This window comes from Patiriisocius sp. 208BN25-11 (assembly GCF_058147145.1).
The window spans coordinates 301033-324139 of the sequence record NZ_JBYVJY010000002.1 but is presented as its reverse complement, the minus strand read 5'-3'; the positions used below and the strand labels follow the sequence as shown (position 1 = coordinate 324139).

18 protein-coding genes and 1 pseudogene are annotated in these 23107 nt (G+C 35.6%); 13 read left to right on the top strand and 6 right to left on the bottom strand.

The features are described 5' to 3' along the window. Positions 1-10 precede the first annotated feature (10 nt). Entirely contained in the window at positions 11-850 is an 840-nt protein-coding gene (locus ACY2RS_RS04360; RefSeq protein ID WP_490097390.1) for an SAM hydrolase/SAM-dependent halogenase family protein, read from the bottom strand. A 134-nt stretch (positions 851-984) separates the two neighbouring features. On the opposite strand from ACY2RS_RS04360, the gene ACY2RS_RS04355 reads away from it, so the two are divergent. Further along, positions 985-1941, top strand: a complete 957-nt coding sequence (locus ACY2RS_RS04355) for a PhoH family protein (RefSeq protein ID WP_490097389.1) — start codon at positions 985-987, stop codon at positions 1939-1941. 77 nt (positions 1942-2018) lie between these two features. Further along, a complete protein-coding gene (locus tag ACY2RS_RS04350; protein ID WP_490097388.1) occupies positions 2019-2969 on the top strand; it encodes a phosphoribosylaminoimidazolesuccinocarboxamide synthase in 951 nt (316 codons plus the stop codon). 177 nt (positions 2970-3146) lie between these two features. Here the strand turns inward: ACY2RS_RS04350 and ACY2RS_RS04345 are convergent, their stop codons facing one another. Next, positions 3147-4250: a redoxin domain-containing protein gene (locus ACY2RS_RS04345; protein ID WP_490097387.1), complete on the bottom strand. Its 1104-nt coding sequence runs from the start codon at positions 4248-4250 to the stop codon at positions 3147-3149. Between the two features lie 130 nt (positions 4251-4380). Here ACY2RS_RS04345 and ACY2RS_RS04340 point away from each other — a divergent pair, with 130 nt between their 5' ends. Further along, positions 4381-6747 (top strand): GAF domain-containing protein, encoded by a 2367-nt coding sequence (locus ACY2RS_RS04340; RefSeq protein WP_490097386.1) that lies wholly within the window; start codon positions 4381-4383, stop codon positions 6745-6747. A 77-nt stretch (positions 6748-6824) separates the two neighbouring features. Next, complete coding sequence (lspA, locus tag ACY2RS_RS04335) at positions 6825-7337, top strand: signal peptidase II (protein WP_490097385.1); 513 nt, start codon at positions 6825-6827, stop codon at positions 7335-7337. A gap of 58 nt (positions 7338-7395) precedes the next feature. On the opposite strand, the gene prfB is transcribed toward lspA, so the two are convergent. Next, positions 7396-8503, bottom strand: a protein-coding gene (gene prfB, locus ACY2RS_RS04330; RefSeq protein WP_490097384.1) for a peptide chain release factor 2 whose coding sequence is annotated in 2 segments (ribosomal slippage) — positions 7396-8439 and positions 8441-8503 — 1107 coding nt in all. Because the reading frame shifts where the segments join, the coding sequence is not laid out codon by codon here. Between the two features lie 189 nt (positions 8504-8692). Here prfB and ACY2RS_RS04325 point away from each other — a divergent pair. The 5 genes and pseudogenes from ACY2RS_RS04325 to ACY2RS_RS04305 all read left to right on the top strand — a co-directional run bounded on the left by ACY2RS_RS04325 (position 8693) and on the right by ACY2RS_RS04305 (position 15288). After that, a complete protein-coding gene (locus tag ACY2RS_RS04325) occupies positions 8693-11083 on the top strand; it encodes a zinc-dependent metalloprotease (protein WP_490097383.1) in 2391 nt (796 codons plus the stop codon). A gap of 2 nt (positions 11084-11085) precedes the next feature. Continuing rightward, the gene (locus tag ACY2RS_RS04320) at positions 11086-11715 is read left to right on the top strand and encodes a hypothetical protein (protein WP_490097382.1); all 630 of its coding nucleotides are present in this window, start codon (positions 11086-11088) and stop codon (positions 11713-11715) included. 7 nt (positions 11716-11722) lie between these two features. Next, a complete protein-coding gene (locus tag ACY2RS_RS04315) occupies positions 11723-12748 on the top strand; it encodes a threonine aldolase family protein (protein WP_490097381.1) in 1026 nt (341 codons plus the stop codon). A gap of 1436 nt (positions 12749-14184) precedes the next feature. Further along, positions 14185-14640 (top strand): annotated as a pseudogene (locus ACY2RS_RS04310) (OmpA family protein); the annotation flags it as partial. 126 nt (positions 14641-14766) lie between these two features. Then, complete coding sequence (locus ACY2RS_RS04305) at positions 14767-15288, top strand: thioredoxin family protein (RefSeq protein ID WP_490097380.1); 522 nt, start codon at positions 14767-14769, stop codon at positions 15286-15288. A gap of 71 nt (positions 15289-15359) precedes the next feature. On the opposite strand, the gene ACY2RS_RS04300 is transcribed toward ACY2RS_RS04305, so the two are convergent. Then, positions 15360-15686 carry a YbaB/EbfC family nucleoid-associated protein gene (locus ACY2RS_RS04300; protein WP_490097379.1) on the bottom strand — a complete coding sequence of 109 codons (327 nt, stop codon included), beginning with the start codon at positions 15684-15686 and terminating at the stop codon, positions 15360-15362. Positions 15687-15749: 63 nt separating this feature from the next. On the opposite strand from ACY2RS_RS04300, the gene ACY2RS_RS04295 reads away from it, so the two are divergent. The 3 genes from ACY2RS_RS04295 (at position 15750) to capB (ending at position 20455) form a co-directional block, all read left to right on the top strand. After that, a complete protein-coding gene (locus tag ACY2RS_RS04295; protein WP_490097378.1) occupies positions 15750-17885 on the top strand; it encodes a S9 family peptidase in 2136 nt (711 codons plus the stop codon). Between the two features lie 63 nt (positions 17886-17948). Beyond that, positions 17949-18986 carry a cysteate synthase gene (gene capA / locus ACY2RS_RS04290; RefSeq protein ID WP_490097377.1) on the top strand — a complete coding sequence of 346 codons (1038 nt, stop codon included), beginning with the start codon at positions 17949-17951 and terminating at the stop codon, positions 18984-18986. A 209-nt stretch (positions 18987-19195) separates the two neighbouring features. Then, positions 19196-20455, top strand: coding sequence for a cysteate-C-fatty acyltransferase (capB, locus tag ACY2RS_RS04285; RefSeq protein WP_490097376.1), 1260 nt, complete (start codon positions 19196-19198; stop codon positions 20453-20455). Between the two features lie 50 nt (positions 20456-20505). Here the strand turns inward: capB and ACY2RS_RS04280 are convergent, their stop codons facing one another. Together ACY2RS_RS04280 and ACY2RS_RS04275 are read right to left on the bottom strand one after the other, a co-directional pair. Next, positions 20506-21624, bottom strand: a complete 1119-nt coding sequence (locus ACY2RS_RS04280) for a GNAT family N-acetyltransferase (RefSeq protein ID WP_490097375.1) — start codon at positions 21622-21624, stop codon at positions 20506-20508. A gap of 25 nt (positions 21625-21649) precedes the next feature. Next, the gene (locus ACY2RS_RS04275) at positions 21650-22693 is read right to left on the bottom strand and encodes a transporter (protein WP_490097374.1); all 1044 of its coding nucleotides are present in this window, start codon (positions 22691-22693) and stop codon (positions 21650-21652) included. A gap of 104 nt (positions 22694-22797) precedes the next feature. Between ACY2RS_RS04275 and ACY2RS_RS04270 the strand changes: the two genes are divergently transcribed. Continuing rightward, complete coding sequence (locus ACY2RS_RS04270; RefSeq protein ID WP_490097373.1) at positions 22798-23058, top strand: DUF4834 family protein; 261 nt, start codon at positions 22798-22800, stop codon at positions 23056-23058. Positions 23059-23107: the final 49 nt, after the last annotated feature.

Sequence of the window (23107 nt, the reverse complement as noted above, 5' to 3'; positions counted from 1 at the left end):
ATTACTTTAATTAGTTGTCATTTGTGAAATTAACGGTTACCGTATCTCTGTAAGCCAAACCAAACAAAGATGCAGCACTTCCTACAGTGGCTGGGTTACTTTTGTAAATAGACAGTTCTAGATAGTTTGAAGAATTCCAAAGCGCTATTTTCTTCCCATCTTCATCTCTTTTTTCTGGACTGATATCAAAATTAATGGCATCACTATAGTGACTATGTATGGTGGAGAAATTAGCCGTTCTTGAGGTAATTTTAAAATTTCGGCCTTTGCCTACTTTATCAAATTGTGCCTTTGTAATATTGGTAATCACATTTCCGTAGTTATCAATATAAATCACTGATCCCATGATTTGATTTCCTTCTTGATTTACAGTAGGTCTTATGCCTCTTATTTCTTTAATGGCATCAATTTGTTTTCCAATCACTTCCAATGTACCGCCTCGCGCAATATGGCAAGCCACTTTTACAAAAACATCTAGCACAGGGAAATTAGTAATAATACGATCATGAATATTAATCTCTACAATCTTTTCTGGGTTAATCTCGTTGGCGAGCATAGAGATAATACCATTGTTGGCACAGATAAAATAATGACCGTCAAGCAAGACAGCAATGTGTTTGTTTTCTGGATTGAGCTCACTATCGATTCCGATGATGTGAATGGAGCCTGGAGGAAAACTATTGTATGCATTTTGAATGATATATGCCGCCTCCATGATGTGGAATGGCGATACAGAATGTGAGATATCAACAATTTTTACACCTTCCAGTTCACTGTAAATAGCTCCTTTCACCGCACCAGCAAAGTGATCTTTTTCACCAAAGTCTGTTGTGAGTGTGATTATGGCCATAGAGAATTGTTGATATTTTGTTGACAGTACACCTACAAAATTAAACTACTTTATGAATTCAAAAAACTATATTTACTATAAGAATTACGACTTATAAACAACGATATCCATACTATTATAAAAAATACAGGCTTTTGAACGAACTTATTATCGAACTTACAGAGATGAACCCAAGAGACTTTTTTGGGAATCAAAACACCAATATTGACCTATTAAAAAAATACTTCCCCAAACTAAAACTTGTGGCTCGTGGCAGCAAATTAAAAGCCTATGGTGATGAAGAGGTTCTAGAAGAGTTTGATAAACGTATTACCATGCTGCTAGAACACTTTGGGAAATACAATAAACTTGATGAAAACGTTATCGAACGTGTACTATCAAGCACCAGTAAATCTGATTATGAAACCTCTCCCAAAAGTGGCGATGTATTAGTCCACGGCGTGAGTGGAAAACTCATTAAAGCTCAAACTGCCAATCAACGAAAGTTAGTAGACCTATCAAAAAAGAATGATTTATTATTTGCGGTAGGCCCTGCAGGAACAGGGAAGACCTACACTGCTGTGGCCTTAGCCGTAAGAGCACTTAAAGAAAAACAAGTAAAACGCATCATCATGACGCGTCCTGCGGTAGAAGCGGGGGAGAACCTTGGTTTTTTACCGGGTGATTTAAAAGAAAAATTAGATCCGTATATGCAACCTTTGTATGACGGACTTAGAGACATGATTCCTGCCGAAAAGTTAGAGACCTTTATAGAGAATGGAACCATACAAATTGCACCCTTAGCCTTTATGCGCGGTAGAACGCTGGATAATGCATTTGTTATTCTTGATGAAGCACAAAACACCACCCATGCGCAAATGAAAATGTTCTTAACCCGTATGGGGAAGCATGCAAAATTTATCATCACAGGAGATCCTGGACAAATAGATTTACCACGTCGTGTAACATCGGGTCTAAAAGAAGCGTTGTTGGTCTTAAAAGATGTGGATGGCGTAGGAATGGTGTACCTTGATGACAAAGATGTAATACGTCACAAATTGGTGAAAAAGATCATTTCTGCGTATAAAGGCATTGAAAATTTAGATGCGTAATTTTTTCTTCGGAAATATTATAATACCAAACATATTGAATTATTTTTGCGAAAATTATCGCAATCAATACCAACGCAATGAGCAACACTATTACTAAAACCGACTTTCATTTTCCTGGACAAAAAAACGTGTATCACGGAAAAGTTCGTTCTGTGTATACCCTAGAAAATGATCAATTGCTCATGGTAGCTACAGACAGGTTAAGTGCTTTTGATGTGGTCATGCCCAAAGGAATTCCCTATAAAGGGCAAATCTTAAATCAGATTGCCACCAAAATGATGCGAGACACCCAAGACTTGGTACCTAATTGGCTTACTGCAACGCCAGATCCAAATGTAGCTATTGGTGAAGCTTGTGATCCTTTTAAAGTAGAAATGGTGATACGCGGATACATGAGTGGTCATGCTGCAAGAGAATACAAAGCAGGCAAACGTGTATTATGTGGCGTTGCCATGCCAGAAGGGATGAAAGAGAATGATAAATTTCCCACGCCTATCATTACTCCTGCGACCAAAGCCGAAATGGGAGACCACGATGAAGATATTTCTAGAGAAGACATATTAAAGCGTGGCATTGTAAGTGAAGAAGACTATATCGTTCTAGAGGACTATACGCGTAAATTATTTCAACGAGGAAGTGAAATCGCTGCAAAGCGTGGATTAATCTTAGTGGATACCAAATACGAATTTGGAAAAACAAAAGATGGTCGTATTGTTTTAATTGATGAAATTCATACACCAGATTCTTCACGCTATTTCTATGCAGATGGTTATGAAGCACGTCAAGAAGCTGGAGAAGCTCAAAAACAATTATCGAAAGAGTTTGTACGCCAATGGCTCATACAAAACAACTTTCAAGGATTAGAAGGGCAAACGGTACCTCACATGAGTGATGCCTACATTGAAACTGTAAGCGAACGTTACATTGAGTTGTATGAAAATATTACAGGGGAGACCTTTGTAAAAGCAGATGTGTCTAACATTGATGCTAGAATAGAGACCAATGTTGCTAAGTATTTTAGTAAATAATAATCCTAATAGTATACAAAAAAGAGGATGTCTAAAAAGTGAAAAATTAACTTTTGTCTGGTTGAGCGCAGTCGAAACCTTTGTTGTTTATCAGTGAGGTGTAGTTCTCGACTGCGCTCGAACAGACATCTAAGTTTACTTTTTTGACATCTTCTTTTTTAATTTGTTACGTACTTCTTACTGTAACAACGATGCAATTTTATTCTCCAATGCTGGGCCACGTAAATTTTTGGCAATAATGGTTCCTTCTTCATCAATTAAGAAGGTTGCAGGAATAGAACGCACGCCATATTCTTTTGCAATAGGGTCTTGCCAGAATTTTAGGTTAGAAACATGATACCAGTCCATTTTGTCTTTTTCAATGGCTTGTACCCATCGTTTTTGCTGTCCTGCTTTGTCTAGAGAAACACTAATGATGTTTAACCCTTTGTCATGATATTTTTCATAAACTCTTACCACATTTGGATTTTCTCTTCTACAGGGTCCGCACCAAGAAGCCCAGAAGTCAATTAGTGTATATTTCCCCATAGCTTCTTTTAAGGATAAATCCCTACCTTCAGGAGTTTTTGCAGTAAATGCCGGAGCCGTTCCACCAACATCACTATTCTTTAGGTTTTCGGCAGTAGCCATGATTTCTTTACCGATGGCAGTATTTGCTATCTTCGGACTAAAATTTGAAACCAAATCTGCAGCTTCTTTAGCGTTCAGTTGTTTTTTGTTTAACATTTCAGAAACCAATAAAAGCGCAAAAACTGAATTTGGATTTTGTTCAGCAAACTCCTTTTTATAGATGTTTTCTTTCTTAGTTAAGGCAATGTTTTCTTGTTGCAAACTAGCATAAGCAGCATTATTATTTTCTTTTTTTGCTTGATTGAATTTTGCTGCTACTTCACTTTTTTGAACAGCTATTTTACGTATTTCTTTGGTGAAAGAGCGATAGGCATCATTTTGTATGTTACCAGTCACAAAAGAAGCTTGAATGCTATCTTTATAGATAGTTGCTGTTAAATCTTCACTTTCAGGAAAGTATAACACACTACTATTATTAACAACCATGTAATGTATTGATGGCTCAGTATTTTTTGTGAATGTTCCCGAAAAAGAACCATTCGTGATGGTGAGCGTATCTAATACTTTGGTTTGGTTATCTTTAATAGTGTAGATCATTACTTCAGATCCATCTGGCATACCTGCTGCGGTTCCGCTAAGGGTGTACGAATCGGTATCGGTGTTACAAGCAATTAGGCTAAGAAAAAGAAGTGCTACTATTGAAATTCTCATGGGTTATATTTTAAAGACAAAAATAGGTGTTTTTTCTGAAATGTTATAAAGAACAAAAATTTGTTAATAAAGCTGTTTTTGGGCTATCGAACCTTATTTTTGCCTACATTTATGTGTTAAATTGAATATCGTGAATACAAAACTACAAGCGTTTCCGCTACAAATACAGATTAGTTTTAAAAAACTGTTCGATAGTTATAGGGCTCAAATTACAAATGAAGTCTCTTTACTCTCTGACAGAGCTAAGAATGTATTGGCTATCGAAAAAGAATATCCTGAACTTTCAAAGGGTTTGAGTGTAGAAACTGATGTGTTGAAATACAGAGAACAGATAGATTTAGTTATGGCAGATCTGTTTTCTTCTATTTTGCAGCTAAATGAAATAAAAATAGCAACGGTTCCTTATAGTGAGCTCATTATAAAATCGACACAGCGCTACAAAAACATCATCAAAATTGCAGGAGATGATTTCTCACCTGAATTAAATCATTTTACTGAAGATGAATTTTATGTGATGGGTTGTGTAATTGTCACCAACTTTTTGTATGGTTTTGATATTGATTTTAGACGTCCATTGTATTATGATATTCCCGACAAAAATGGCATCGTTAGAACCTACAGGTTAATGTATAATGCCGATTTTGTAGATATCATAAAAACAGACAAGGCTCCAGATTTTAGTGAAAAAGATTTTGAAGAATTATTAGATAATTTTGATAACATAGCACTTTGGAAAGAGAAGTTTCCTCCAAATAGTTACATATTTAACGGATTTATTATTGCTAATTTGTTTGACGTTACCGCAGATGTAAACATCGCAAAATTTAAAGCAAACTTACTACATACCGAAGAACAAAAGGATAGTTTGGATGATGAGTTTCAAACAATTTTTAAATCTTTATTTAATTGTTCTGACTTGGTCTTAGGTTTTTCTGAATTTAACGAAGAAGAAAATGTACTGGAAAAGGTAGTGTATAATAATGTCAATAGTTTTATACTCAACGGCTCAGATACCATAGATAGCACCGTTGCACTTTGTGAGCATTCTTATAAAGTAATTTTTAAGCAAAATGAGTTTTACACGGTATCCAATGCATCTCGTTATCACAAAATGTACCCCAATAACGTACTTTATAAAAAGCTAGTAGAGCAGGGCATAGAGAGTGCTATTTTGGCCCCAATTGTAGATAATGGTAACGTGCTAGGAATTATGGAGCTAGCATCATTTACACCTAACAAACTGAACTCTGTTAATGCTACAAAGTTACGGGATATTATGCCTTATCTTGAAACGTATTTGGTACAAGCAAAACAACGTAAAGAAGGAGAATTAGAGCTTATCATTCAACAAGAATGTACCTCAATACACTCTAGTGTACATTGGAAATTTAAGCAAGAAGCAAAGCGGTATTTGCAAGAAGATTTACTTGGAAATTCCCCAACGTTTAGAGAAGCTGTTTTTGAAAATGTATATCCTTTATTTGGTCAAATAGATATAAAAGGATCTTCTACCGCTAGAAATTTAGCAGTAAAAGATGATTTAGAACTACAATTAGCTTTTGTTTTAAAGATTGTAAAGAAGGTGTTTGATATAGAAAAATTACCTATCTACGAGCAATTAGAATTTAGGATTAAAGATTTTCTTGGGGATCTGCAGACAAATTTCCAAGTTGACAGTGAACGATCTGTATTACGTTTCTTAAAATCTGAAATCACTCCGTTATTTAAACATTTGTCCAAAAAGAGCGATGCATTAGAAGAGCTTATTGCTATGTACAATAAAAAAGTAGATAATACCTCTGGATTTGTCTACAAGCACCGCAAAGATTATGATGAATCTGTTATGGAGATTAATAAGCGTATGGCTTCTGTGTTAGATAAAAAACAAAAAGATGCACAAAAAATGTATCCCCATTATTTTGAACGCTTTAAAACAGATGGGGTAGAGCACAACATGTATATTGGAGAATCCATCACTAAAAAAAATAGTTTCCATAAAGTCTATTTGTACAATCTGCGTTTATGGCAACTTCAGGTGATGTGCCAAATGGAGAATAGTTATTATAAGCTAAAAGAAAAATTAACATTACCGCTAGATGTGGCTTCTATGATTTTGGTGTTTAACGCTCCACTATCACTTCGTTTTAGAATGGATGAAAAGCGTTTTGACGTAGATGGAACCTACAATGCTAGGTATGAAGTGATCAAAAAACGTGTAGATAAAGCAAATATTAAAGGAACTTCTGAACGAATTACGCAGGCTGGCAAAATAGCTATTATTTACTCTCAACAAGAAGATGAGGCAGAATATCTCAAGTACATTAAATTTTTACAACACAAAAAACACCTAGATCTGGACATTGAAATTCTAGAGTTAGAGGATTTACAAGGCGTTACAGGTTTAAAAGCTATTCGTGTCCCCGTTTTATACAGTAGAGGTAAAGACCAAAAAGAATACTATACCTATGAGGATTTGGTTGCACATATTAATGAATAGTGTTTTGTGATACGTGAATTGTGAATAGTGAACAGCTACAATCTACTGAGGTCATTGGTAACATTAAAAAAATATAAATGAACAGACTTTTTAAAATATTTCTTTCTTTAACGTTAATACTATGCAACATAAGTTGCGATCAAATCACTAAGGAAACAGTTAGAAAAGAAATAGCACCAAATGAAAAAATTCAAGTAGTCAATGATAATTTTATTCTTACAAAGGTGCAAAACACAGGTGCTGCGCTAAGTTTGGGAGAAAATTTAAGTCCGAATCTAAAAATCGTTTTCTTGCAAATACTACCATTATTGGTTTTGGTGATTATGTTTCTATACATCATTAAAGAAAAAGGAATCTCAAAATTGAATTTGATAGCATTTTCGTTTATTATCGGTGGTGGCATAGGAAATATATATGACCGTATTTTATATAACTCAGTAACCGATTTTATGTATGTAGATGTAGGTTTTTTTCACACTGGAATTTTTAATATGGCAGATGTATCTGTAGTGGTCGGATCTCTTTTATTGTTATTTAATTATCTGCTTTCTGAGATCGATAAAAATCGACTTAGGAGTGCACATCCATAATAAAAAAGAGTTTAGGTGCTCCAATATTTTTTACATTTCACCAATCACCAATCACCAATCAAAGCTCATTACTAGATTCTTTTTGTCCGGTCATCATTAAATAGGATTTTAAGAAACCATCTAGTTGTCCATCTAACACGGCATCTGGATTTGTGCTTTCATGTCCTGTTCGCACATCTTTTACGAGCTTATAGGGCTGTAATACATAGTTGCGTATTTGACTACCCCATTCAATAGCCATTTTGCCATCTTCAATCTCGGCGCGTTGCGCTTGTTGTTTGCGTAACTCGATTTCATACAACTGTGATTTCAGCATTTGCATGGCTTTCTCTCTGTTTTCTAATTGAGAGCGAGTTTCACTATTGTGTATTACAATACCACTTGGCTTGTGTGTTAATATTGCTTTGGTTTCTACTTTGTTTACATTTTGTCCGCCTGCACCACTACTTCTAGCAAAATCCCAAGAAATATCTGCAGGGTTAATGTCAATCTCTATCGTATCATCTGCCAATGGATACACATAAACACTAGCAAAACTTGTATGACGTTTGGCATTACTATCAAAAGGGGAGATGCGCACCAAACGATGCACCCCATTTTCACTCTTTAACCAACCAAAAGCAAATTCTCCTTCAATCTCTAAGGTTACAGTTTTTACACCTGCAACATCACCTGCTTGAAAATTGAGCTCCTTTACTTTAAAACCATTTTTCTCAGCCCACATTAAATACATACGCATGAGCATATTAGCCCAATCGCAACTCTCTGTACCACCTGCACCAGCTGTAATTTGAAGGACGGCACTCATAGCATCACCTTCTTCACCAAGCATGTTTCTAAACTCTAGCGATTCTGTAGCCTCAAGCGCTTCATTAAATCGGTTGGTTACTTGAACTTCGGTGCCTTCTCCTTCTTTAAAGAATTCATACAATACCTCGGCCTCTTCTAGTAAAGAAACAGCCGTTTTGTAATCGCTTACCCATTTCTTTTTGGTACGTAGCACCTTCATAAAAGCTTCAGCTTCTCTAGGATTGTTCCAAAAGTTTGGGTCGAATGTTTTTTCTTCGTCATTGGTGATTTCTATCTCTTTGCCAGCAATGTCAAAGATATTGCCTTAACGCATCTGTGCGAGAGCGAAGGTCTTGGAGTTGGTCTGTTGTAATCATATATTCTTACGAAAGTGGGAATATCTTCCCAATCTTCGGTTTTTTAAAACTATTCAATACTTTTCTACGACGTAAAAATAACCCTATAACATTTCAGAAAAAAAGAAAAGGTTTAGAAACTAAAAGAAAAATAGATATTGTTATATTTAGATTTTTAATAGCGCTGCGGTATTATGACACCCTATATTTATGAAACATTTTTTTACCCTTATTATATGTTTGTTCTTTTTTGGAGCAACTCATGCCCAAACTCAATCTTTTTCAGGCTTCTTTAATTATACGTATGATGACGCAAAAGGAACTCTTTTACTAGAAGTACCAAAATCAAAAATAGACCAAGATTTTTTATACGTACACTCTTTAAGAACGGGACTTGGAAGCAACGACATTGGAATTGATAGAGGACAATTAGGAGGTCAAGCAGTTGTTAAATTTATCAAAGCAGGAAATAAGTTACTGCTAGAACAACCCAACTTGAAATATCGTGCATCTACAACAAATGCGCAAGAAAAGAAATCTATAAAAGAAGCTTTTGCAAGATCTATTTTATTTGGATTTCCTATCAAAGAAACTAGAGGAGATGTCTATATCATCGACCTTTCACCATACCTTTTACAAGATGCACATGGTGTTGCAAATACGTTAAAAAGAAATAAAGAAGGTGCTTATAAACTAGATAAAACCAGAAGCGCTCTTTGGATGGAACGCACCAAAAGTTTCCCTAATAATAGCGAATTTGAAGCTTTATTAACCTTTACTGGACAGCCTACAGGAAGAAACATTCGCAGTGTGGCTCCAGATGCTGCTTCTGTATCTGTCATACAGCATCTTAGTTTTGTGAAATTACCCGATGATGCCTACACTCCTAGAGCATTCGACCCAAGAAGCGGTAGTTTTTCGATTGATTATTTAGATTATAGCACGCCTATTTGGGAACCTATTAAAAAACGATTTATTACCAGGCATCGTTTAGAGAAAGTAAACCCGAGTGCTCCAATTTCCGAAGCTAAAGAACCTATTATTTATTATTTAGATCCGGGTACACCAGAGCCAGTTCGTTCGGCTTTGCTAGAAGGTGCTCGCTGGTGGGATCAAGCTTTTGAAGCCATAGGGTACAAAAATGCCTTTCAGGTAAAAATGCTTCCCGATACTGCAGATCCGATGGATGTGCGCTATAATGTCATACAATGGGTACATCGCAGTACCCGAGGATGGAGTTATGGGGGGAGTGTGATTGATCCAAGAACTGGAGAGATTATAAAAGGACATGTAAGCCTAGGGAGTTTACGAATTCGACAAGATTTTATGATTGCTCAGGCATTAATGAATAAGCCCTTTGCAGAACGAGATGATAACTACCAACCTATGCTCGACATGGCCTTGGCAAGAATTAGACAGCTTTCTGCACATGAAGTTGGTCACACACTTGGCTTTGCCCATAATTTTGCGGCTAGCGTCAATAGTAGAGCAAGTGTGATGGATTATCCGCATCCTACCTTATCACTTGCCAATGGCGCAGTCGATTTTAGCAATGCTTATGCCACTGGAATAGGTTCATGGGATAAAGTGACGGTTGCCTATAGTTATTCTGAAATTTCCGAAACCCAAGAGGCTTCCTTTTTAAAAGATATTCTTGAAAAAGCCCAAAAAGACGAACTACGATATATCACCGATAGTGATGCGAGAGCCCAAGGAGGAGCGCATGCCAAAGCGCACTTATGGGATAATGGTGCAAATGCTGCACAAGAACTTAGCAATGTTCTTGCATTAAGAGCTGTCGCCATGGAAACTTTTTCAAAAGACAATATTAGAACTGGAGAGCCCTACACTGTTTTAGAAGATGTTTTTGTTCCTCTGTATTTTTACCATCGTTTTCAAACCGAAGCTGCTGTGAAATTAATAGGAGGGATGGAGTACAATTATGCAGTAAAAGGAGATGGTCAAGTAATAACTATAGATATTCCAAAGAATGAACAAAAGGCAGCATTGAAGGCGATTTTAGAAACGATATTGGTTCAAGCCTTAGAAATCCCACAAAATGCCTTGAAGTTATTTCCACCAAGAGCCTATGGATATTGGCGTTCTAGGGAGAGTTTTAAAAGTAATAATGGCGTTGCCTTTGATGCTATTGGTGCCGCTGCAACAGCAAGTAATCTTACACTTTCTTTGTTATTACATCCAGAACGCGCTAACAGATTGATACAGCAAAATGCAATGCAATCTAGTGCTCTAGGTCTTGATGAAGTGCTTGCCGCGCTGGTAAGTGAAACGTATAAAAAACCTAGTGGGAGCGATTATCAAAAGGAACTGCAAAAAACAGTTCAATTTCAGGTATTACAGCACCTCATGAATCTTTCGGTACATTCAAAAAGCATCCCTCAAACAAAGGCATTTGCGAGAGAAAGTATAAAAACAATTGGCACAATGCTTGCTAAGAATAACAATGTGTTTAACCAATTTTTGACTTCGGAAATTTCCGAATTTAAAAAGGCGCCCTCAAAATTTAAAGTTTTTAAAACACCCCAAATTCCAGATGGAAGCCCTATTGGATCTTTTGAATGTTATCATGAAATGAACTAATTATGAAAAACCTACTCATTATTTTTTTTCTGTTTTTGACTACTATTAATTTCGCACAGAAAAATGACAAAGCCTATGTAGAAAGACAGCTGCAGACTTTTGAAGCTGAGTTGAAAGCAAAAGGAATTACTAATTTCTTTTATACACAGCGCATTTGCAAAGGGAATATAGAAATGTTTGTGATGCCAGATGGTACCCAATGTTTCTCTTCTGGCAATTATATAGCATCCTATATTTTTTGGAAAGATGGGGATGTTGCCTTTTCAAAGCAAATCGATAACTGTGGTATGTATGAGACAGTACCTTTAGGAAACACTACCTTTTTTGATGCCGCTATGAAAGACTATAATACCTATCAAAACAAACCTGTTAGGGCCTATATGATTTCTAGAAAAAAAGCCGAGCCTACTTCAAGAACAGCTACTGAAAATTGTTTACGAGTATTTAAATTTACACAAGGAGAAGCTTCTTTTAAACAATATTTCAAGCTCTTAGACCTTACAACAGTGGAGGATGAGCCAAATATTAATTATAATTATAATAAGGATTTAGAAATTGTAGCATTAAATACAACATTAGATAGTATTCTCCCCGCCTTAAAAAAACATCCAAACTACAAACGCCAACAATAAGAGGTTTATGAAAATTGATTTACGAAGTGACACAGTAACAAAACCAACTGCAGGAATGATGAATGCGATCATGAATGCTCAAACTGGAGATGATGTATATAAAGAAGACCCTACAGTAAATGCGCTGGAAGAAAAAATGGCAACACTATTTGGAATGGATACTGCCTTGTTTTTTCCAACGGGATCTATGGCTAATCAAGCAGCGATCAAGTTACACACGCAGCCAGGAGAACAGCTTATTTGCGATAAATGGGCACATGTATATAATTATGAAGGCGGTGGTGTCTCATTTAATAGCGGTGTGTCTTGTAAGTTAGTAGATGGTACTCGAGGAATGATTACTGCAGCGCAAGTATTAGAAAATATTAATCCACCCGACTTTTATCACAGTCCGTTAACCAGTTTGGTTTGTTTGGAAAACACTACTAATAAAGGAGGGGGTGCCTGTTATGATTTTGCGGAAATTTTAAAAATCCAACAAGTTGCAAAAGAAAATAACCTAGGGCTACATCTAGATGGTGCGCGATTAATGAATGCTATTGTTGCGAATAATGAAGATCCTAAAGCATACGGGAAGGTATTTGATACTATTTCTGTGTGTTTAAGTAAAGGGTTGGGGTCTCCAATGGGAACGGTACTTATTGGGAAGAAGAAAATAATGAACAATGCCATTCGTGTACGTAAAGTACTTGGAGGTGGAATGAGACAAGTAGGTTTCATGGCAGCTGCAGGAGTATATGCCCTGGATCATCAAGTTTCAAGATTAGCAGAAGATCATCAAAAAGCCAAAGAAATTTCAGAAACTTTACAACAACTATCATACATCAAAAAGGTAGAACCTACAGAGACAAACATTGTCATCTTTTATTTGAAGGATGATATTTCTGAAGAAACATTTATAAACGCCTTAGCAGAAAAGGGTATTCGTATTAGTGCTATGGGGCAAGGAAAACTTCGTGTAGTAACACATCATGATTATTCTAAAGAGATGCATACGAGGTTTTTAGATTCAATAACTACGTACTTACACTAATATTGTATTTAAGGTAACCTTTGGTTTTGTAAGTATTTTTTCCGCGATTTTAAGTCTTTTATCTATAAAAAATGTAATTTATCCCCCAATTAAGGTTCGTTGTCGAAAAATGGTAATGGTGATCAATTTTAAGTCCGCTTTTGGCTAAATTTGATATGCAAGAATAGTATTTTTGCAAAATAATAAATAACCATTTTAAACAAACAAACATGAAAAAAACTATTTTACTAGCTCTTGCGCTTTTAGTTGCTAATGTAACATTCGCACAAGATCTACCAACAAATCCTGAGCCAGGAAAATGTTATGTACGTTGTGTAACACCAGATGTTTGGGTAAACCAACAAGTTACTGTACAAACATCTCCTGCATACAAAACATTAAGTGTTGTTCCTGCACAGTACACTACAGACAATATCACTGTTGAATCTAAAGTAGCTTCACAAAAATTAGAAGTAATTCCAGCTGAGTATACAACTGAGTCTTTTAGCATAGTTACAAGAGAAGCTTCTCAACGTTTAGTAAAAATTGGTTCTGAGCGTAGTTCAGATACTGAGACTGTTACAGTAAGCGATGCTAGTTATAGCTTACGTGTTGTGCCTGCTGTATACGAAGACAGAACTTTTGAAGTAGTTACACAACCTGCTTACCAAAAAGTTGAAATCGTACCAGCTGTATACGAAACAAGAGACGTAACAATTACTGTTAAAGAACCATCGCAACGTTTAGAAGTTGTTCCTGCTGAGTTTGGAACTGAGACTGCAACGTACAAGAAAAGAGAATTTGGTTCTTCTATTAGTACTACTCCTGCTAGTTTCACTACAGATTACGAAACTATCGAAGTTAAGCCAGCTACTGCACGTTGGGAAATGAGTGATACTCCTGCTGCTGACTGTCAGTCAAGCGATCCTAACGATTGTAGATACTGGTGTTACAAAGGTGTTCCAGCTGAGTACACAACAGTACCTGTACAACGTTTAGCTGCTGATGCATCTTTCGTAAGAACTCCTGACTGTGTTGATGGAAACAACGGAGGTACTCCTTGTGGACAAGATACATATACTAGGACAATTTTAGTACGTCCAGCTTCTACAAGAGTAATTGATATTCCTGGAGAAACTAAGACTATCAAAACTACTGTAATGGTAACTCCTCCAACAACAAGAGTTGTAGATGTACCAGAAGTACGTAAGACAATGACAAAAAGAGTAATGGTGACTCCTCCAACTACAGAGCGTATTGAGATTCCTGCTGTTACAAAAACGGTGAAGAGAACAATTATCTCTAATGAGTCTACAAGAGTTGAAGATATTCCTGCTGAGTCTAAAACATTCACAAAAACTGTAATGTCTACACCTCCAACAACTAGAACGATTGATGTTCCTAACCAAATGAGAACATTAAAAGTTACTAAGTTAGCTGCGGACGCAAGAGTAGAGGAAGTAACTGTCCCTGCTCAAACGAGAACAGTATCTAAAGAAGTACTACAAACAAAAGGTGGTTTAACTACTTGGAAAGAAGTAGAGTGTGCTCTTGTTGAGTACCAAGCATTACCAATTAACTGGAACTTAGGTTCTGCAACATTAACACCTCAAGCTAAGAACATCATTGACACGCGTCTAATGCCAGTTCTTGCTCAAAACCCTGGTGTTAAATTAGAGATTGCTTCTCACACAGATTCTAGAGGTGGAGCAACATCTAACCAAGATCTTTCTGAAAGAAGAGCGCAAGCAGTTGTAAGATACTTAGAGTCTAAAGGAGTTAACAGTAGCTTATTAGTTGCTAACGGATTTGGTGAAAACAGATTAACAAACAGATGTAAAGATGGTGTTTCATGTACAGAGCGTGAGCACAGTGCAAACCGTCGTACAGAGTTTAGATTAATCAATAACTAAGCATATTACATACTAAGTATATACATACTTCGTTATAAAGAGAATTCTCATTAATTTGGGAATTCTTTTTTTTTTTTTAGCATCTTTGGCATAAATTATGCTTAACCCTACTCATAATTAGAACCTATGAAACCTATCCTTTTAGCCCTCCTAATGTGTGCTTCATTTTTTATGAATGCGCAATTTAGTTTTGAAGAAAATCTCGAAGAAACTACTATTGAAGAATCTTCAGAAACTATACAAACCTCAAATTTTAAATGGATTACTAATATTGATGAGGCCAAGAAAATTTCAGCAGCAACAAAAAAACCAATTTTAGTATATTTTACTGGTAGCGATTGGTGTGCACCATGTATTGCTTTAAAAAGCGATTTTTTTGGAGCGGAGAAGTTTCAACAAGAATATGCAAACGACTTTGTATTTGTAATGATTGATTATCCTAGAAGGAAGGATATTCTAACAGCTGAGCAAACAAAATACAATCGCAGTATGATTGACAAATACAACAAAAGCAAAACTTTCCCTAAGATAATAATGTTAGATAAAAATGGTTCTGAAATGGGGAAATTATCTGGATATAGTTCTTTTAATACCTATAAGGATACCTCACATCATTATACCTTTGTGAGCAAATATGCTTCTAAATAGATGAGTATGTAAGCTAACAAAAAAATCCCGAAGTAATTACTTCGGGATTTTTTGTTAATAACGCGTATTTATTATTTAAATAAGCCATCCATTCCTGGAATATTTGGCATACCATCTTTAGCTACTGAAGCTAGTTCAGTTTCATGTATCTGAGTTGCTTTTTCAATCGCTTTGTTTAAAGTTAGTATCAAATAATCTTCTAGTTGTTCTTTGTCTTCTAGTAAGGCATTGTCAACTTCTATAGCTTTTATGGTTCTGTTGGCAGTTAGGGTAACTTTTAGCAATCCATCATTGCTTTGTTCGTCAATAAGTACAGTATTTAGGCGCTCTTTTGTAGCGGCTACTTTTTCTTGGGTTTCTTTTAATTTACCCATCATTCCCATGAGATCTCCAAACATAATTTTAATTTTTAGTTCCTTACAAATTTAGTATTTTGCAATCATACAAATAATACTTTTGCCATGAAAAAAAATGCTCCAATATTACTATTAGTTGTTACATTATTATTGGCATGTAATGATACTAAATCGACAAAGAAATCAATGAATCACATTCCTCCAACAGTTGAGAAAATAGCTAAAAATCTTGAAAAGCATGGAGATGCAAGAGATGATAGCTACTATTGGTTAAACGAAAAAGAGAACCCAGAAGTAATTGACTATTTAGAGCGTGAAAACGACTATTATGAAAAGATGACTGCGCACACTAAAGCATTTCAAAAGTCACTTTTTGAAGAAATGAAAGGCCGTATCAAAGAAGACGACGCTTCTGTTCCCTATAAGTTGAATGGATATTACTACATTACTCGTTTTGAAACCGGTAAAGATTACCCTATTTATACCCGTAAAAAAGGTTCATTAGACGCCGAAGAAGAAATCATGTTCGATGTTAATGAAATGGCAGAAGGACATTCGTACTATAATTTAAACGGTATTAATGTAAGTCCAGATAACACCATGGTAACTTTTGGTGTGGATACTGTAAGTAGAAGAAAGTATACCATTCATATCAAAAACCTTGTTACGGGTGAAATTCTCAAAGAAAACATTCCGTTAACGACAGGTGGCGCTACTTGGGCAAATGATAATAAAACCATTTTTTATACCAAGAAAGATGAACAAACCCTTCGTTCGAATGAAATCTTTAAGCATGTGCTTGGCACGAATGCCAAAGATGATGAAAAGATCTTTACAGAAGAAGACGAAACCTTTGGGACGTTCGTATACAAATCAAAATCTAAAAAATACATCATCATAGGTAGTTATAGTACGCTTTCTACAGAATATCAAATTCTTGATGCAAATACGCCTAATGGGGAGTTTAAAGTATTTCAACCAAGAGAGCGCGGATTAGAATATAGTATCGCACATTATGGTAATGATTTCTTTATCGTGACTAACAAAGACAATGCTACTAATTTTAAACTCATGAAAACTCCTGAGACTAAAACCACTAAAGAAAATTGGGTAGATGAAATACCACATAGAAAAGATGTACTGTTAGAAGATATCGAAATATTTAAAGACTATTTAGTTGTTGAAGAACGTGATAATGGTTTAAATAAAATGCATATCAAGAGATGGGATGGTTCAGAAAGTTATTATTTACCTTTTGATAACGAAACCTATACGGCGGGTTCAAGAACAAATCCTGATTTTGATTCTGAAATTTTAAGATATGGGTATTCTTCTCTAACCACACCGTATTCGACGATAGATTTTAATATGAAAACCCAAGAAAAAACAGTTTTGAAAGAAGCTGAAGTACTTGGTGGAAAATTTAACAAAGATAATTACGAATCAAAACGTATTTGGGCAACTGCAACAGATGGCACCAAAGTGCCTATTTCGATGGTCTACAAAAAAGGTATCAAAATGGATGGTACCAATCCTTTCTTATTATATGCCTATGGTTCTTATGGAGCCACAATGGATCCTTATTTCTCATCAACGCGTTTAAGCTTATTAGATAGAGGATTTATTTTTGCTATTGCTCATGTTCGTGGAGGACAATATCTAGGCCGTACCTGGTATGAAGATGGAAAGCTATTAAAAAAGAAAAATACATTTACAGACTTTATAGATGCTTCTAAGTATGTTATTACAGAGGGCTATACCTCAAAAGATCACCTGTATGCTATGGGTGGCTCTGCAGGAGGACTTCTTATGGGTACAGTAGTAAATATGGCACCAGAATTATACAATGGTGTAGTTGCGGCTGTACCATTTGTTGATGTCGTTACAACGATGTTAGATGATACCATTCCATTAACAACAGGAGAGTATGACGAATGGGGAAATCCTAATGATAAGGAATATTATGACTACATGAAATCGTATTCACCTTATGATAACGTAAAGGCACAATACTATCCAAATCTTTTGGTAACTACAGGATTACATGATAGTCAGGTACAGTACTTTGAACCTGCCAAATGGGTTGCAAAGCTTAGAGAGTTAAAGACAGATGATAATGTATTGTTTTTAGACACAAACATGGAAGCAGGACATGGTGGTGCTTCGGGACGTTTTGAGGCTTTAAAAGAGACAGCAAAAGACTATGCGTTTATGCTTGACTTAGAAGGGATTACAGAGTAATTATTATTATGTATCTTTGCGAAGTTTTAAAAATAGGCTATCTTTTAGAATTAAAATTCCTCTATGAAACAACAAATTAAGGCTCATAAAAATGTGTTAGAATTAATCGGGAATACCCCATTAATAGAACTTAACACAATTACTGCTTCTCTAAAGGGAAATTACTTTGCCAAAGTAGAAGCATTTAATCCAGGCCATTCCTCAAAAGATAGAATTGCATTATATATTCTTGAAGAAGCTGAGAAAAAAGGAATCTTAAAACCAGGCGACACGATTATTGAAACCACAAGTGGAAATACTGGTTTTAGTATTGCTATGGTGAGTATTATAAAAGGGTACAAATGTATCTTAGCCGTAAGCTCAAAATCTTCTAAAGATAAAATCGATATGCTTCGCACTATGGGAGCTGAAGTTTATGTATGTCCAGCACATGTAAGTGCAGACGACCCACGATCTTATTATGAAGTAGCAAAGAGGTTGCATAATGAAACCAAAGGCTCTGTATATATAAACCAATACTTCAATACACTTAATATTGATGCACATTATCATACTACTGGGAAAGAAATATGGGAGCAAACAAATGGCCAGATTACACATTTAGTTGCTTGTAGTGGTACCGGAGGTACTATCTCTGGTGTTGGACGATATTTAAAAGAACAAAATCCAGACATCCAAATTATTGGAATTGATGCTTATGGTTCGGTATTACAAAAATACCATCAAACAAGAGAGTTTGACCGTGATGAGATATATCCGTATCGAATAGAAGGTTTAGGTAAAAACCTAATTCCAACCGCTACAGATTTTGATACCATAGATCATTTTGAAAAAGTAAGTGATGAAAAAAGCGCACACACCGCACGTGAACTGGCAAAGACCGAAGGTCTTTTTGTTGGATATACCAGTGGTGCTGCCATGCAAGGAATCAAACAATTAGATGAAGAAGGTTTCTTTGACGCTTCTAGTAATGTAGTTGTTATTTTCCCCGATCATGGCTCACGATACATGAGTAAAGTGTATAGCGATGAATGGATGAAACAACAGGGCTTCTTCGACGCAATTAACGAAGAGAGTAATGCCATTTCTTATGTGAAATAAACAGCAAACTTATCATAGTCTAAAATTTCCGAAGTAAGTATACCTTCGGAAATTTTAGTTTTATAGAAATTTGTTTTTGTTTTTAAAAATTCTTAGCGCTATTTGTTTATTCCTTGTTTACAAGATTGTGGGCTACTATTCGCAAAATACTATGCAAAGAAAATTAAAATCAGTAGTTTTGTAGCTTATACAGAAACCAACGTATATAGATGAAAGATTTATTTGATAAGATTTATAGAGATAAAGGGCCACTTGGGAAGTGGGCTGAAGTAGCAGAAGGATATTTTGTATTTCCAAAATTGGAAGGTCCGATTTCTAATCGTATGAAATTCAACGGTAAAGAAGTGATTACATGGAGTGTGAACGATTACCTTGGATTGGCAAATGACCCAGAAGTTCGCAAAGTTGATGCAGAAGCAGCTGCAGCTTACGGTTCTGCATACCCAATGGGTGCCAGAATGATGAGTGGTCACACAGATTTGCACGAACAATTGCAAAATGAATTAGCAGCCTTTGTGAATAAAGAAGCGGCTTATTTATTGAATTTTGGGTACCAAGGAATGGTTTCTACCATTGATGCATTGGTTTCTAAAGATGATGTTATTGTATATGATGTAGACGCACATGCCTGTATTATTGATGGTGTACGTTTGCATATGGGCCAACGCTTTACTTATAAGCACAACGATATGGAAAGTATCGAGAAAAACCTAAAGCGTGCTACAAAAATGGCAGAGAAAACAGGCGGAGGAATTTTATTGATTTCTGAAGGTGTTTTTGGAATGCGTGGAGAACAAGGACGTTTAAAAGAAATCGTTGCGCTCAAGAAAAAATATAATTTCAGATTATTTGTTGATGATGCTCATGGTTTTGGAACGCTTGGTAAAACAGGTGCTGGAGCAGGTGAGGAGCAAGGTGTTCAAGATGATATAGATGTGTATTTCGCAACCTTTGCAAAATCTATGGCAAGCACAGGTGCTTTTATAGCTGGAGATGAAGAAATTATGAATTATCTAAAGTATAACCTACGATCTCAAATGTTTGCAAAGTCATTGCAAATGCAATTAGTGGTAGGAGCTTTAAAACGTTTAGATATGATGCGTTCTAGCACAAAGTATAAAGATAAGCTTTGGGAAAACGTACGTGCTTTACAAGGTGGTTTACGTCAACGTGGTTTTGATTTAGGAACCACACAAAGTTGTGTAACACCTGTGTATTTAAAAGGATCTGTACCAGAAGCAATGGCTTTGGTGAAAGATTTACGTGAAAATTATGGTGTCTTTACATCCATAGTAGTGTATCCAGTAATACCTAAAGGACTTATTTTACTTAGAATGATTCCTACGGCAACACATACCATGCAAGATATTGAAGAAACTTTAGATGCTTTCTCTGGTATTAGAGAACGTCTAGAAAATGGTACTTATAAAAGGTTGTCTGCTTCTGTAGCTGCTGCTTTTGGAGAATAAATTTTTATAGATAAACATAAAAAAACCACCTAAATAGGTGGTTTTTGTTTTTATAAAGCTTTCTTAAAAGTACTTCGTTCCTTGTGCTGTATGGGTTCATAATCTTTCCAAAGTAACTGTACAGCTGTGTTTTCTATCAATTCTGGGTTGGTTTCTACCTTATCAATTCCTTTAGCATTGAAAAGGTTTTGCATTTCTTCAAAAATAATGGCAGTAACTCCTTTTCCTTGATATTCTGGGTCAATACCAATTAAATAGAAAGCGGCGCGGTCATTCTTTTTTTGTGCTTGTAATAAATGATACCATCCTAATGGAAACAAAGAACCATTGGCTTTTTTTAATGCTTTGCTAAAAGAGGGCATTACAATAGAAAAAGCTACTAGATTCTTATCTTTATCTTGAATACATGTTATGTAATCTGGTTGTATGAAACCAAAATATTTCTCTTTGTAATAATCAATTTGGTATTGCTGAATTGGAACAAAAGTTTGTAAAGAGTTATACGTTTTATTCAACAATTCAAACATGGTATCTACATAAGGTAAAATGTCTTTTTTGCTCTTAAAATCAATAACAGAAAGTTCGTATCGTCTTTTTATAATGCTCGAAAATTTGGCTACTTTTTCTTTTATGGTAGGAGGGATGGTTAATTTATATTCTACCCAAGTGGCTTGCTTCTCAAATCCTAATTTTTCAAAATGTGCTGCATAATAAGGATATTGATACCAAGTAATCATGGTATTTAATTCATCGAAGCCTTTAGTTAAAATACCGGCTTTTTCCATATTACTAAAGCCTACAGGGCCTTCTACGTATTCTAATTGATGTTTTGCGCCAATTTCATATACTTTCTTCAGTAATGCCTTGGTTACGTTGATATCGTCTATCATGTCTAACCAACCAAAACGGACTTTCTTTTTACCAATTTTATTGATTTCTAGATGATTTACTATGGCGGCGATACGCCCCACTATGGCCCCGTCTTTATAGGCTAAATAGTAATTTGCATCTGCATTATTAAATACAGGGTTTTTAGATTTATCTAATGTTTCAAGCTCATCTTTGCTCAAGGGTGGCACCCACATATCGCAATCTTTATAAAGTTTAAAAGGAAACTTTACAAATTGGACGAGTTGTTTTTTGCTAGTTACTTCTTGTACTGTAATCATATCTCAATATTCAATCGGCAATGTATTAGGGTCTTTCTGTGCCTTCGTCATCTCCGTCATCGTCACCTTCAAAACCATCTTTTCTATTCTTCTTTTCCTTTTTTTCTTTTTTGTCTTTGTCCTTTTTGCCTTTCTTTTTATCTCTTTCGGCTCTTCTTTTCTCTCTTCCGGCTTTCCCTTTTTCTTCAATATACTCATCTTCTCCATGGAAATCAAATCGATATGAGACTCCAATACGGCCATAGGTTCTTGTAGGTGTGTCTTTTAAACTATACAAAAAAGATGCATCTACTTGCCAATCCTTTGTAATCAATGCTGCAGCACCTCCTCGTAATAAGTTGTCTGCATAGAAGTCACTATCAAAACCTTGGTTTTCTATAAATACCGAAAACCAATCAGTAACAGAGTAGGTCATGGTTACAATGTATCCGTAGGTGGGTGCCTGTGTGGTAAAACGATCGACAATGATATTGGTAACCAATACAAAACCACTTTTAAAATTATTCTGTGTTTGTACAGACACTCTAGGACTAATACTAAAGGCTTCTTCTGGGGTAAAGGGATTATCCGCTGTATCGAAATTTGCTCCCGCATACACAGAGATAGCAGGAATTAAATCTCTCCATTGAAATCTGTTGTTGGCTTTCCAGCTATATAAATTAGGACCTTCAAGATCTCTTTTTCTGTAGGGATCATACACTAAATATTTTGCGCCAAGTGTATTGCTTCTAAAATTGCTTTGTCTGTATTCTGTAGGAATAGCTCCACGAGAATCGGTTACATTATTAGATTGAAACTCACCCGTTAAGCTCACTTCTAATTCTTCTTTCCAAAATCCAAAACGTACCGAATAATCTATAGCAAAAGCACTTGCGTCTGTTTGTAATAGTCTATGATTTTCAGAACCAAATCCAAATCCTCCCTCAAATTGCAGTACATTAGTACCCACCGAGAATGCTCCTTGAGAACCGCCGGGTCTATTGTTATTTATAGTTTCGGTATACTGAGCCTCTGCGATAAAAAATGAAAAAATAGCGAGTAGGGTAAGCGAGAAAGAAAACGATTTCATACGGTCGGGTTTAACATCAAAGATATAAGATTTATCATTTATTTAATAGGCTTATACAGGCTTTTTGTAGCACTATTTGTATTTTTGAAATTTATTTTATTGATATGATTACATTCCTCAAAACGATTTTAATTATTCTGCTAGTATACTACGGGCTTAAAATAATTTTGAAACTCGCTGCTCCTTACATTATGAAATATTTTTCAAAGAAGTTAGCAGATCGTTTTGGTGCTGACTTCGGAAATATGAGACCTCCAAGTGCTTCCGAAGAAAAAGAAGGCAGCGTTACAATTGACAAAGTGCCAAACACAAAAAAAACCAGCAATACTGTTGGTGAATATGTAGATTATGAAGAAATAGACTAGCTCTTTTTGTTTTTAACAATAGTGCGCTTGTTTCTTCAATATTTTTCCT

Bases quoted from the DNA above. Each gene is read 5' to 3' on its own strand.
- ACY2RS_RS04360 (WP_490097390.1), bottom strand. From the start codon at position 850: ATGGCCATAATCACACTCACAACAGACTTTGGTGAAAAAGATCACTTT.
- ACY2RS_RS04350 (WP_490097388.1), top strand. From the start codon at position 2,019: ATGAGCAACACTATTACTAAAACCGACTTTCATTTTCCTGGACAAAAA.
- ACY2RS_RS04345 (WP_490097387.1), bottom strand. From the start codon at position 4,250: ATGAGAATTTCAATAGTAGCACTTCTTTTTCTTAGCCTAATTGCTTGT.
- lspA (WP_490097385.1), top strand. From the start codon at position 6,825: ATGAACAGACTTTTTAAAATATTTCTTTCTTTAACGTTAATACTATGC.
- ACY2RS_RS04325 (WP_490097383.1), top strand. From the start codon at position 8,693: ATGAAACATTTTTTTACCCTTATTATATGTTTGTTCTTTTTTGGAGCA.
- ACY2RS_RS04320 (WP_490097382.1), top strand. From the start codon at position 11,086: ATGAAAAACCTACTCATTATTTTTTTTCTGTTTTTGACTACTATTAAT.
- ACY2RS_RS04315 (WP_490097381.1), top strand. From the start codon at position 11,723: ATGAAAATTGATTTACGAAGTGACACAGTAACAAAACCAACTGCAGGA.
- ACY2RS_RS04305 (WP_490097380.1), top strand. From the start codon at position 14,767: ATGAAACCTATCCTTTTAGCCCTCCTAATGTGTGCTTCATTTTTTATG.
- ACY2RS_RS04300 (WP_490097379.1), bottom strand. From the start codon at position 15,686: ATGTTTGGAGATCTCATGGGAATGATGGGTAAATTAAAAGAAACCCAA.
- ACY2RS_RS04295 (WP_490097378.1), top strand. From the start codon at position 15,750: ATGAAAAAAAATGCTCCAATATTACTATTAGTTGTTACATTATTATTG.
- capA (WP_490097377.1), top strand. From the start codon at position 17,949: ATGAAACAACAAATTAAGGCTCATAAAAATGTGTTAGAATTAATCGGG.
- capB (WP_490097376.1), top strand. From the start codon at position 19,196: ATGAAAGATTTATTTGATAAGATTTATAGAGATAAAGGGCCACTTGGG.
- ACY2RS_RS04280 (WP_490097375.1), bottom strand. From the start codon at position 21,624: ATGATTACAGTACAAGAAGTAACTAGCAAAAAACAACTCGTCCAATTT.
- ACY2RS_RS04275 (WP_490097374.1), bottom strand. From the start codon at position 22,693: ATGAAATCGTTTTCTTTCTCGCTTACCCTACTCGCTATTTTTTCATTT.
- ACY2RS_RS04270 (WP_490097373.1), top strand. From the start codon at position 22,798: ATGATTACATTCCTCAAAACGATTTTAATTATTCTGCTAGTATACTAC.